This window comes from Bacillus sp. es.036 (genome assembly GCF_002563635.1).
GTDB lineage: Bacteria > Bacillota > Bacilli > Bacillales > Guptibacillaceae > Guptibacillus.
Genome location: NZ_PDIZ01000001.1, coordinates 3019083 through 3032474 on the forward strand (window position 1 = coordinate 3019083; position 13392 = coordinate 3032474).

A 13392-nucleotide genomic window follows, 5' to 3' on the forward strand; every position below is an offset into this window, starting at 1 on the left:
TTCACCCGGCCTCGTTTATTTACTGCTTTTTCGCAGTTTTAATTTTGTCGACATCGTTACTTTTTTAGCTACTTTTCTTCTCAGAAGACGCTCCATTAAGAGTCCCACTGCCGTTTCACCCATTAATTCGGTATAAACTTTTACAGTACTTAAAGCGGGATAAACGTATTTTGAAACGCTAATGTCGTTTACGCCAATTAAGCTAACGCGATCTGGAACAGCTACTCCATTTTCATGAAGAGCGCGGAGGCACCCAATCGCCATCGTGTCATTCCCTACAAAGAATGCGGTGGGAAGCTCTTCACCAAGTTCTTCAATCGCTCGATTCATAAGTGAATAGCCGTCATCCACCGTAAAGGAACCCGTAAATACGTACGACTCATCATCTCGTTCTTTCATATATTGTTTAAACGTGATCTCACGTTCATCCACAATTTCAGCACTAGCATCCCGAAACGTTTCTCTTCCACCAATGTAACCAATTCGCTCATGACCTTTACTCGTAAAATAGTCGAGTACTTTTTTTGTTGCCTTTTCAAAGTCAACGACAACTGCATCGTAACGTTCGTTATCTGGATCATAGTCAACAAAAACGATGTTTGGCGTTACTTTATTTAATGAAGCAATTTCTTCGCTACTAAACTTACCTACGGCAATCATGCCCTGAATGTTTTCTTTTTCTAGCTCATCATAGTTATCTTTAAAAATTTTCACGAGTTCAAGTCGCTCTTCCTGACAGCGTTGCTCAACGCCAAGTCGAATCGACATGTAATACAGGTCATTCAACTCTTCCTTTTCCGTATACCAGTGAATGATTGCGATTTTTGGTGTAAGTGACTTCTTTCCGCGCTTCTTACTGTAAGAGAGCTCTTCCGCCACTTCAAAAATCCGCTTTTTCGTATCATCTGAAACAGATAACGTTTCATCATAGTTGAGGACGCGTGAAACGGTCGATGTCGAACATTTCACTTTTTGTGCGATGTCCTTAATCGTTGCCATGGCCATCATCCTTTTTTTATTCTGCTTTTAAGTAAAACACCTTCGATTGAAAGTCCCCACCGCGCTCAGCTTGCTCGCCGTTCGCTCCGTTAAATTCAATTGGAAGTGGAAGGCCGTGTTGCATCAGTTCATCTCCGAAATAAACTACTCCATCAACATCGTAAGCGCGATCTTTTCCTAAGCCTCTCACTTTCAAAAATTGATTCGTACGTGGGTTTGGCGTGCTTGATGCTTTATACCAGCCTACAAGTGCTTCTTTTTGGTCGGCTGACACGATCATCCAAGCCGTTTCATTGCTTTCAAACGGACTTTGCAACCTGATAAACTCTCCATCACGAACCAAGTGACGCAGTGACTGATAGCGTTTAATTTGCGCTTTCACAATTTCTTTCTCTTCATCAGAAAGACTAGAAGGATCCAGCTCATACCCAAACGTCCCAAAGTACGCCACATCCGCTCTCATAGAAAGAGGTGTTTCTCGAAGCGTTTGGTGATTCGGAACGGCTGAGACATGAGAGCCCATACTATAAATCGGATAAGCCATGGATGTGCCGTACTGAATTTTCAACCGCTCCACTGCATCTGTATCATCACTTGCCCAAGCTTGTGGTGCATAGTAGAGGAGAGCCGGATCAAAACGTCCTCCGCCGCCAGCACACGATTCAAACAATACATTTGGAAACTCTGATGTTAAGCGTTCATAAAGATCATAGACACCTAGAATGTATCGATGGAAAAACTCTCCCTGGTGCTCTAAACCTGCAGAGTAGGCCTCCGTAATGTTTCGATTCATATCCCACTTTATATAATCCAGGTTTGTAGCCTCAATGATTCCTTTCATTCGTTCAAAAATGTAGTCAACAACTTCCGCTCGCGTATAATCAAGCACGCGCTGATTGCGTCCAAGCGTAACGTGTTCACCAGGAATGCCTACTGCCCATTCAGGGTGCTCTCTGAACAGATCACTGTCAGGACTAATCATTTCCGGCTCAAACCATAATCCAAATTGAAGTCCAGTGCTCTTTACTTTTTCAGCAAGAGACGCGATGCCATCCGGTAGCTTTTCTAAATCAACCGTCCAATCTCCGAGCGACGATTGGTCATTATTCCGCTTTCCAAACCAACCATCATCTAGAACGAAAAGTTCAACCCCAAGCTCTTTCGCTTCGTTTGCAAAATGAAGCAACTTCTCTTCATTAAAATCAAAATATGTCGCTTCCCAGTTATTAATCAGGACAGGACGTTCTTTGTTCTTCCACTGCTCACTAATAAGCTGATGGCGATACAGACGATGGAACGTTTGGCTCATTCCGTTCATTCCTTGATCCGAATAAACCATGAGCGCTTCAGGAGTTTGAAATGCCTCGCCTGGGCTTAAATGCCATTGAAAGCCTAAAGGATGAATCCCAAGCTGCACGCGCGTCACATCGTAGTGATCGACTTCTGCTTGCGCAAGAAAATTCCCGCTGTACACGAACTGAAAACCAAGTACTTCTCCCGTATGCTCTGTCGCATCTGGAGTTTTTAAAGCAAGAAACGGGTTATGGTGATGAGAACTTGCTCCTCGTATGCTCGAAATCGACTGGATTCCTTGCTCTAACTTTCTCGTCTTCACATGACGTTCGCGTGCCCATGTACCTGAGAGGTGCACCATTTCCATATCCGCATGAGGCAAATCAACAGACAGCGACATCATTCGATCAATGGAAATTTCAACATCCGTTTTGTTTATCAGGCGAGCGTTTCGAGCGACCACCGCTTCATTTTCAAAAATCGTATAGCTAAGTTCGAGCTCTACCTGCTGAAACGAATCTTCCAACACAACGAGGAGCGTCTCTGCTTCGTCTGCATTCGCGTACGTTGCCGGCAAATCTTTTAAACGAGGTTTTCCTTTCACCACTTCATGGGATTTGTACACAAAGTTCGCAATCGGCTTCTGGCCGGATACCATAAAGGCAGGTTCTCTAAAATCCCCTTTTCCATAGACAGGATACTCCTGTTGAATCGTTTCAAGCGAAAAAGCTGCATCGTCCTCATACGTATGACAGCTAGCCGGTGTTGGGTTGTTTGTTCTCTGAAAATGACGATAATCGCGCTCACGAAGCGCTTTTCCGAAATACAAATGACCTAACTGCCCATTTTTTAAAACGTGAAAGATGTAGCTGATTTTTCCATTTGTAAGATGAAACTGCTGTTGATTAACGAGAATGCTCATTGCCATCGATCCTTTATCCAAGTTTAGGTTCGTTCATTAATTTAATGCTACTTGCCGTATTCCCCTCTAATTCGAGAACGACAATTTCATTTTCACCTTCATTTAAAAGTGGTCCAGGTAAGTAAAGACGCTGCTGAGGACCCATCGTTTGCCAGTAGCGGCCAAGGTTAAATCCGTTAATATACACGTTACCTTTTGTAAACCCTTCCAAATCCACAAATGTATCATAGCATTGATCAACCGTGAATGTGCCCTTCAGATATTTAGGATAACGCTCGCCTGCTGTATACGTCTTAGGTAGGCGAGCGCCTTCAATCTTCATCATTTCCCAGTCGAACCAATATTGATTGTTTAACCAGAGGTTCTGCACAATCCCTTTCTGATCAGACAAGTGCTTGCCGTAATTCACTCGACCCAGGTTTTCAACAAGAATTTCAAATGTGTTTTCCTCATCCGGGAAAGGGATCATCACCGATTTTGTCTCATCATTTACGGAAACTGTTGCTTCATGTTTTCCATTCACATAAAGAAAAGCTCTGTCACGAATTGGCGTTGTATCAAGCTCTAATGTTCCCGTCTCATGAATCGTCGTACGATAAAGCGTATACCCAAAGTTCTGGTCAAGCTTTTCCATGCTAAGTGGTGTCACATATTCTACTTTCGTCCCTACATCTTGAAGGGTGTCGAAAAGGCTGACACTCTCCGTTAGCTGCACTTCACCATAGCTTTTCGTCTCAACTTTCGAAACACCTTCTACCGAAACGTCCGCTACGTTTTTCAACACATCTGCCATGGCGAGATATTTGTCTGTTACATCTCCCCATTCTGTTAAAAGGGAATCATAGTCATAGCTCGTAATCGTTGGGGCATATTGCTCATAATGATTGGCTCCATTATAGAACCCAAAGTTCGTGCCACCATGGAACATATAGAAATTAACTGAAGCCCCCATGTCCATCAGTTTCTGGAATACCTCAGCTGCTTCCTTCGCATCACGTGTATGATGTTCGCCGCTCCAGTGATCAAACCAACCGATCCAGAATTCCGCCACCATTTTAGGTGAATCAGGTTTCATGGATTCAAGAGCTGCAAACGCTTCTTCTGGTCTTGATCCGAAATTGAGCGTCGTCACGACATTCTCCATTGAACCTTGCTTAATGAAATCTGGTCCGTCTGAAGTGAAGTAAAACGTATCAATGCCATGCTTCTCATATTGTTCTTTATGGAAAGCAAGGTAATTTTGATCATTGCCATAGGCCCCATATTCATTTTCAATTTGAAACGCGATGACCGGACCACCATTTTTTTGTAAAAATGGCTTCAGTCGCGGAAGTAGTTCATTGAAATAATCTTCTACGTGGTTTAGAAAAGCAGGATGACTACAGCGAAGTGCCATATCATCCTGTTTTAGTAACCATGAAGGGAGACCCCCCATTTCCCACTCGGCGCAAATATAAGGAGACGGCCTTAGAATGACGTAAAGTCCGATTTCTTGTGCTTCAGCTATGAACCGCTCCACGTCAGCCATTCCTTCAAAATGAAACTGACCTTTCTTCGGTTCATGAAAGTTCCATGGAATATACGTTTCTACTGTATTCAACCCGAGGGCCTTCAGCTTTTGAAGGCGATCTCTCCAATACTGAGGGACAACCCTGAAATAATGGAGACCTCCTGAAAGGATTTGAAATGGTTCGTCGTTTAGGTAAAATTGGTTCTTTCTCGCTTCCAGCATAACAGCCTCCTCCTATTTCAAGGCGCTTCCGAGCATACCTGAAATGAATTGTTTTTGTAGTGTTAAGAAGAATGCGATGATCGGAACAGTTGCTAACGTAACGCCCATCATCACTTGACCATAGTCGATATAAGACAGTCCCATTAAGCTAGAAAGCGCAACAGGGAATGTGTACATGTCGTTCGTGTTCAACACAACGAGCGGCCACATAAAGTTGTTCCATTGCGTCATGAATAGGAAGATCGATGCAGCTGCTAGAGCTGGTCGCATCGACGGAATCACGATTGAGATAAAGATGCGTGTTTCACTCGCACCGTCAAGACGCGCTGACTCCATCAATTCCGTTGGGAAAGCAAGGAAGTTCTGTCTTAACAAGAAAATCGCAAATGGGAAACAAAGTTGCGGTGCAATAACCGCGAAGTACGTGTTTAATAGATTAAAGTCAGACATCATTTGGAACAAAGGAATCAATGTTGCCTGGTAAGGAATCATCATCGAAAGCAAGAATGCGGTAAAGATGAATTTTTTCCCTTTGAAATTGTACTTCGCTAGAACGTAGGCTGCGCTCGCACAGACAGCAAGGGCAATGACTACATAAAGTCCTGAGACAAATAGTGAGTTAAATAGAACTCTGAATATACCAATCGATTCATTTAAGTTCGTTAAATTCGTCATAAACTGATCGCCAGGTAAAAGCGTTGGCGGGTTCGTAAACATTTTACTAGAGTCATTCGTTGCCCCGATAAACATCCAGTAGAATGGGAAGATCGAAACAACTAGGAAAATACTAAGAAGCGTGTACATCCAAACAGCTTTTAGCTTATTCTTCTTTTTCTTCGGTTTCTTTTGTTGCCTTTCAGCAAGGGTGAGTTTATTTGTCGACTGTTCAATTACCTCTAGGTTCTTAGCCATTATTCATCACCTGCTATCTTGAATTGGATAATGGAGAGAATACCTACCATGACAACAACCGCGTATGCAATGGCGGAAGCATAGCCAAAGTCAAAGTATTCGAATCCACTTTGATAAATATAAAGTCCAAGGGTCATCGTTGAATCTGCTGGTCCACCACCTGTTAAGTTGAACGGTTCGTCGAAAAGCTGAAGCGTTCCGATTGTCGATAGGATACCTGCAAAAAGAATAACTGGTTTTAGTTGTGGAACGGTAATATAGAAAAATTGCTTAAACTTATTCGCGCCATCAAGAGAAGCGGCTTCATATAAATCTTCTGGAATGTTTTGAAGAGCTGCTAGGAAAATAACCATGTTATATCCCGTCCATCTCCACGTCATGGCGATAATGATCGAAGCTTTCGCCCAAAATGGGTCAGACAACCAAGGAATCGCAGTGATTCCAATGTAGCTTAATGCCGTGTTAATAATTCCCTCTTCTTGAAGCATGATCGAAAACAAGATCGAGTAGGCTACAAGCGACGTGACAGCCGGTAGAAAGAAGGAAACGCGGAAAAATCCTTTTAGCTTTAACAGCTGGTTGTTCAATACATTGGCTAGTACCATTGCAAGAATGATCATAACTGGGACTTGAACAACAAAGATAATGAATGTGTTCTGCATCGCCGTCCAGAAAATATCATCGTTCCAGAGACGTGTATAGTTTTTCAATCCTGCAAAAACGTATTCTCCACCCACTCGTTCCTGAAAACTAAGAACGAAGGACGCGATAATCGGATAGACGGTAAATGCTAGGAAAAGCAGAATGGCCGGAGCTGCGAATAAATATGGAAAACGTTTCGCTCGATTCATGAATATCCCACCTTAGCATGACAGGGGTTGAAATGAATCAACCCCTGATGATTTCTGTAGCTTATTGAATACGGTTTTTCAAACGATCTTCTGAAGCTTTTAACGCTTCTTCAATCCCTTTGCCATTTGCGATTTCAGACTGTGCTTTCACAGCTTCATCTTTCGCTACGGCATAGTCTCCTGTGTAGTTAACAGAAGGAATACTATCCATTTCGTCAGCAAGTAGGCTCCAGATTTGCTGATTGTTAAAGAACTCAACTTCTTTTGTGAAAGCTTCGTTATCGTAAATCGTGTTCAATGAAGGGAACAAGCCGTCTTCCATTGCGGATAATTGAACATCTTTATTTGTCGAGAAGAATTCCATAAAGTCATAAGCAAGATCCGCATTGTTACTTGCACTAGGAATCATGTAGTTACTTCCACCAAGGTTCGATGCACGATTTCCGCCTTCTTCAAATGCTGGAAGTTCAATTAATCCCCATTTACCTGATGTATCTTTGCCCTGTTGTGTAATGGATCCGTATAACCATGCACCTGATGGAGCAGTAGCCACATCGCCGCTGGTCATCGCACTGATCCATGCATCCCAACCAACTGTTTCTTTGACAAGACCTTCTTCATTAAGCGCCTTTTGGACTTCCATTGCCTTTTTTGATTCTTCTGAAGTAAGAGCAACGTTCTTCTCATCGTCAAAGTAGAATGTACCCTGCTGATTGAGCATCATGCGATAAAGACCGTCATCGCCATTAAGATCCAAACCAATCATGGCTTTATCTGTTTTTTCTTTAATGGTTTTACCAGCTTCAATGTAGTCATCCCACGTTTTAATATCTTCCGCGTTTACACCAGCTTCTTCAAAAATATCGGTGCGGTAGAATACGCCAGTTGGTCCACCGTCAAACGGGAAGCCATACATTGCGCCATCTTTTGAAACAAGCTCAGTTTTATAAGACGGGAAGCTATCTTTCATTTCATCAAAGCCTTTATCGGAAACGTTTACAAAAGCATCCGGAAAAGCACTCATATAACCTTGAACGCGATCATCTTCCACAAGAACGATATCTGGTAAACCTTTACCTCCTGCTTGAAGACCGGTTGTTAGTTTCGAGTAAACATCATCAGTACCCATTTCAACAACTTCAAGTTCAAAGTCTGGATTTTCTTCTTTAAATTTTTCGGCCGCTTTTTCAAGCACCGGTACGTTAATATTCCAAGCCCAAGCTGTTACTTTATTGCTGTCACCTGAACCTTCGTCCTCGCTTCCACCATTCCCACACGCCGCAAGAAACAGACTTAACACAAGCATCATACTTATACTAACTAGTCCCGTTACCTTCTTCATCGACTACCCCTCCAATTAATTACTGAAAACTTTCAAAATTCGTAATGAAAGCGTCTACACTTATTAGAATAGTCGATGAGGTAAACAGAGTCAAGTAAATGTTTACTAAAAGTTTACTATATTATTTACCTGCCAATTAATGGAGGTTTATACAAAGAAGAAAGTGTCCATCTGTGACGGACACTTTCTTGCTTTTGTCTTTATGAGGGGTCTGGCTCGAACCTGACCCCCGCACCATTATTGAATGCGATTCTTCAATCGATCTGCCGCTGCTTTATACGCCTCTTCAATCGATTTCTTATCGTTCATCACTTCAGATTGCGCTTTAATGGACTCATCGCTCGCAAGCGCATAATTCCCTGTGTAGTTAACAGAAGGAATGTCATTCATTTCACTCGCAAATAGCTCCCAGATCGGCTGATTACTAAAGAATTCCACATCTTTCGTGAAAGCTTCACTTTCATAAATCGTGTTCAGCGTTGGGAACAAACCGTTATCCATCGCCGTTAACTGAACGTCTTCACTAGTCGTAAAGAATTCCATGAAATCATACGCCATGTCCTGGTTTTTACTCGCACTTGTAATCACATAGTTACTACCACCAAGGTTTGCTGCGCGATTTCCGTCTTCTTCAAATGCAGGAAGCTTAAACACACCCCAGTTACCTTCTGTGTCTTTCGCCTGTTGTGTAATTGACCCACTTAACCATGCGCCAGATGGAGCTGTTGCCACATCGCCTTGAGCCATTGCACTAATCCAGGCATCCCAGCCCACTGTATCTTTCACTAGGCCTTCTTCTTTCATCATTTTCACTTTCTCTGCTGCCATCTTTGATTCTTCAGAAGCGAAATTCACGTTCTTCTCATCATCAAAATAGAACGTTCCTTGCTGCGTCATCATCATCCGATAAAGACCATCATCACCATTCAAATCAAGTCCAAGCATCGCTTTTCCAGTCGCTTCTTTGATTTTTTTACCAGCATCAATAAAGTCATCCCATGTCTTAATATCGTCAGGATTTACACCAGCTTCTTCAAAATAATCAGTGCGGTAAAAAACGCCTGTTGGCCCACCGTCAAACGGGAAACCATACATTGCTCCGTCTTTAGACAGAAGGTCTGTTTTATAAGTAGGAAAACTCTCTTTGCTATCATCAAATCCCTTATCCGATACATTTACAAATGCATCAGGGAAAGTTTCCATATAACCCTGGATCCGATCATCCTCTACAAGAACAATATCCGGCAATCCTTTCCCTCCAGCTTGCAACCCAGTCGTTAATTTCGAGTAAACGTCTTCACGACCAAGTTCCACAACTTCTAGTTCAAAATCAGGGTTTTCTTCTTTAAACTTCTCAGCCGCTTCTTCTAGAACCGGAACATTAATGTTCCATGCCCATGCCGTAACTTTCTTTCCGCCGCTCTCTCCATCGCCTGACCCTTCACTCGAGCTATTGTTACTAGAACAAGCACCGAGAACCAACATTAGAATGAGTAAAATACTTACTCGACCCATTACCTTTCTCACCTTAACCCCTCCTGTTTGTTTACTAAACAATACCGAAAAAGAAAATGAAAGCGCATTCATATTTTTAGATTAAGGTACAAAGGCCTAATAGTCAAGTAAATATTTACTGATAAGTTTACTTTTATAGTTACTATAAACTTCTCTTGTTGCTTGCTTATATTCTCACTTGCTTTTTATAAGCTACATCAATAGATGAAAGCGCGGTAAAACGATTAGTATATCACCAAATCACCTCAACATATTTAAAGATTTTGTAAAATATTGAAAACAAACCAAATAAAATGACATAAATGCTATAGTTATAGATGGATTCTATTTAATAGTTGGAGGAACTATATGGTTTTTAGTAATCTCGTTTTCTTATTTGCTTTTCTGCCAATTGTCCTATTTTCTTATTTTTTCGCTCGAAGAAGCTTTCGAAACATCGTATTACTTATTGCTAGCCTAATCTTCTATGCGTGGGGAGAACCACAGTACGTCTTCCTGATGCTCTTCTCAATCCTAATGAACTATGGGTTTGGTAGAGGAATCGATTATTTTCAAAATCAGGTGCGACTGAAAAAAATTCTACTAACTTTATCAATCATCGGGAACATTGCGATTCTTGGGTACTTCAAATACGGTGGTTTCTTTTTAACAAACGTTAACACTTTGTTAGGCACAAGTTTTGAACTCGGAGAGCTCCCTCTTCCCATTGGAATTTCGTTTTTTACATTCCAAGCGATGAGCTATGTCATCGATATTTATCGAAAAGACGCACCCGTACAGAAAAATGTTTTTTCACTGGCTTTGTATATAGCTCTTTTTCCTCAGCTTGTTGCGGGACCAATTGTTCGGTATAACACGGTTGATCAACAAATTCACTCTCGCACCATTACGGCTGATAAAGTCCATGAAGGAATTAAGCGCTTTATTATTGGACTTTCAAAAAAAGTGCTGCTGGCTAATAGTTTTGCCCTAGTAGCAGACCAGGCGTTCAGCACCCCCGCCGGAGAAATGAGTGTGATGATGGCGTGGATTGGTGTAATTGCCTATACACTGCAAATTTATTTCGATTTCTCTGGTTACAGTGACATGGCAATTGGTCTTGGGAAAATGTTTGGCTTTGATTTTCTGGAGAACTTTAGATACCCATACATATCAAAAAGCATTTCAGAGTTCTGGAGAAGGTGGCATATTTCTCTTGGAACCTGGTTCAAAGACTATGTCTATATCCCGCTTGGAGGTAATCGCCATGGAAAGATGATTCAGGTGCGTAATCTCTTGATTGTTTGGACAATTACTGGGTTCTGGCACGGAGCAAGCTGGACATTTATGGCATGGGGATTTTACTACGGGGCGATTATTGTTATTGAAAGTCTCGGGTTTGGCAAGTGGTTAAGTCGACAATGGTCACCTCTTCAACATATCTATGTCCTACTTCTTGTTATGATCGGCTGGGTCTTTTTCCGTGCCGATAACTTTACCTATTCATTTGACTATTTGCAAACGATGTTCCGCTTAAATCAAGCTGCATTTATAGACTCCATGTTCCTTTTGCAATTGAATGATAACTGGGTGTTATTCTTAGCTGGCGCTCTATTTAGCACACCCTTCATCGCTAACATAGGTCGAATTTACAATCGTGTTGCGATGAGAATAAAGGGTCTGCAGTTCGTCACGCTTTTCTCAGAACCAGCGATCTATATGACACTAATGATTTTCGCTATGGTTCGACTTGTAAACTCCAGCTATAACCCATTTATTTATTTCAGATTTTAACGCTAATAAAGGAGCTTTGCTATGATTCGGCATATTGAAAAAGCACGAAAATGGATACTCATTATATTATTTTTCGCGTTTATCTTTATTGTTTTCTTCTATCTTACAGCTTCAGCCGATATTGAAGTATCTGATGTAGAAAAAAGAGAACTTGCTCAAAATCCAGACCTTTCGATTGAAAATGTTTCGAGCGGAGAATACATGGACGATTTCGAATCCTATTTTCTCGATCAGTTTCCAGGTCGAAACATCTGGTTGAAATCCTATCTTCAATATCAGCAAATGACGAATAAAACGTATATTTTTGATTACTATGTATCTGACGCTAACTGGATTATTCCTAAACCAAGCTACAGCAAGCCTTCTAGTCATATTGATGATGCGGTAAAGAACTTGAACGAATTTGCGTCAACGATGAAAAGTGAAGGAAAGGAAGTTTATTTTGCTTCACTCCCTCATAAAGTAAATACGATTGATATTTTACCCTCTTATATCGAAGAAGGAAAAGGGATAGAAAAGAAAGACTATTTCTTTTCTAATTTTGATCACGAAAACATACCAACGGTAGACGTAGGGAAAGAATTTAAAGAAGAATATACGGATGAAGAGTTAAAGGAGCGGTACTTTAAAACGGATCATCATTGGAACATGTATGGTGCTTTTGAAGGATATCAAAAAGTGGCCTCACTTCTCTCTAACAATTCCGCTTACTACACACCAATAAATGAAGATGAGAGTGACTATGAATTAACTTGTCAAAACGATAAACAATTTATAGGAAGCTATAACAATCAGCTTTATTTAACCGTAGATACAACCGGAGAAAAAATCTGTCACATGCTTCCAAAAGACGATCTATTTGATCGCTATCAAATTACTTGGAATGGTAAAGACCGCTCATTTAAACAGGTCTATGGCACAGACATCTTTAGAGACAACAACCCAGTTGATTTTGGTGGACTTTACATGAACAACACAGCTGAAATTAACATTGAAAATCCTGCAGTGAAAGATGACAGTCGACTATTGATTTTAAAAGACTCTTACGCTAACCCAATTGCGTTTCACATCGCTCAACATTTTTCTAATACGACTGTTTATGATATCCGTTACAATGATGATCAGATTCTAACCGAATATATTGCGGATAAAGATTTTGATGTTGTTTTATTTCTTTACAATGACGCCATGCTCCAGGGTGAATCATTTCGCTTTTCGACACCAATGAAAGAAGAAACAAAGTAACCGTTGATGTAGAAATATTATCAGAAAAGCCATCTCTCTAATTTAATGAGAGATGGCTTTTTTGTTCGCACTACGAGAACGATTGTCTTTAGAAGGGGTCAGGTTCGAACCTGACCCCTTCTAAAAAACCGCTACACTACCGTTGTTACCCCATAAACTGCCTCATGAAAATGATGTACCTCTGCCTCAAGACCATTCTCTTCAAATATCTCCTTCATTTTCTGTGAAGAAATCCGCTCATGAAGGGGAGGGCCCATTTCCATTTCAATGGCTTCCCATTCGAGCACAAGTATTTTCTTCCCCGGCTTAACAATTCGCTTAAATTCTTGAAAAGCTTTCTTAAGGTCAGGTACTTCATGAATGACAAAAGCAGCAACAGCTTTATCCGCTACTTGATCGGCCAGGTTAATTTGTTCAAGACTACTAACAATGTAATCGATATTCTCCACTTCTATCGCACGTTTTTTAAGAAGATCTAACATCTGCTTCTCAATATCAACCGCATAGACCTTTTCAGCCACTACCGCTAGAGGTAAGGTGAAATATCCATTCCCAGCACCAAAATCAGCTACATGATCGGTCGTCGTTACTTCAAGATAAGCTATAACTTGTTCAGGTGAGATTATTTCCTTTCGCTTCGGATCAAGAAGTCGATCCGCCTTTCCCGGTTTAAATCGTTTCCCTGCCATGGTGAAAACCTCCTTAGAATTTCTGCACATATTTAAATACCACTATAGGTATTATAACAAGAATGCTTCATCCACACACAAATGCCCGCTCTATGAAAGAGCGAGCTTTACAGTGTCCT

General features: G+C 41.2%; 10 protein-coding genes. 2 read left to right on the forward strand and 8 right to left on the reverse strand.

Features of this window, described 5'->3' with window-relative positions:
- Positions 1–15 precede the first annotated feature (15 nt).
- The 7 genes from ATG70_RS15290 to ATG70_RS15320 form a co-directional block, all read right to left on the reverse strand.
- On the reverse strand, positions 16–999 hold the full coding sequence (locus ATG70_RS15290; RefSeq protein WP_098445129.1) for a LacI family DNA-binding transcriptional regulator: 984 nt from the start codon (positions 997–999) through the stop codon (positions 16–18).
- 16 nt (positions 1000–1015) lie between these two features.
- Positions 1016–3214, reverse strand: coding sequence for an alpha-galactosidase (locus tag ATG70_RS15295; protein WP_098445847.1), 2199 nt, complete (start codon positions 3212–3214; stop codon positions 1016–1018).
- Between the two features lie 13 nt (positions 3215–3227).
- On the reverse strand, positions 3228–4946 hold the full coding sequence (locus tag ATG70_RS15300) for a glycoside hydrolase family 35 protein (protein ID WP_098445130.1): 1719 nt from the start codon (positions 4944–4946) through the stop codon (positions 3228–3230).
- A 12-nt stretch (positions 4947–4958) separates the two neighbouring features.
- The gene (locus ATG70_RS15305) at positions 4959–5750 is read right to left on the reverse strand and encodes a carbohydrate ABC transporter permease (RefSeq protein ID WP_048312872.1); all 792 of its coding nucleotides are present in this window, start codon (positions 5748–5750) and stop codon (positions 4959–4961) included.
- A gap of 107 nt (positions 5751–5857) precedes the next feature.
- Positions 5858–6709 (reverse strand): carbohydrate ABC transporter permease, encoded by an 852-nt coding sequence (locus tag ATG70_RS15310; protein WP_098445132.1) that lies wholly within the window; start codon positions 6707–6709, stop codon positions 5858–5860.
- Positions 6710–6770: 61 nt separating this feature from the next.
- Positions 6771–8051, reverse strand: a complete 1281-nt coding sequence (locus ATG70_RS15315; protein WP_098445133.1) for an ABC transporter substrate-binding protein — start codon at positions 8049–8051, stop codon at positions 6771–6773.
- A 237-nt stretch (positions 8052–8288) separates the two neighbouring features.
- A complete protein-coding gene (locus ATG70_RS15320) occupies positions 8289–9578 on the reverse strand; it encodes an ABC transporter substrate-binding protein (protein ID WP_257147718.1) in 1290 nt (429 codons plus the stop codon).
- 336 nt (positions 9579–9914) lie between these two features.
- Between ATG70_RS15320 and ATG70_RS15325 the strand changes: the two genes are divergently transcribed.
- Positions 9915–11339 (forward strand): MBOAT family O-acyltransferase, encoded by a 1425-nt coding sequence (locus ATG70_RS15325; protein WP_098445134.1) that lies wholly within the window; start codon positions 9915–9917, stop codon positions 11337–11339.
- Positions 11340–11360: 21 nt separating this feature from the next.
- Positions 11361–12584: a DHHW family protein gene (locus ATG70_RS15330; RefSeq protein WP_098445135.1), complete on the forward strand. Its 1224-nt coding sequence runs from the start codon at positions 11361–11363 to the stop codon at positions 12582–12584.
- Between the two features lie 131 nt (positions 12585–12715).
- On the opposite strand, the gene ATG70_RS15335 is transcribed toward ATG70_RS15330, so the two are convergent.
- The gene (locus ATG70_RS15335) at positions 12716–13273 is read right to left on the reverse strand and encodes a class I SAM-dependent methyltransferase (RefSeq protein ID WP_098445136.1); all 558 of its coding nucleotides are present in this window, start codon (positions 13271–13273) and stop codon (positions 12716–12718) included.
- Between the last annotated feature and the right edge of the window lie 119 nt (positions 13274–13392).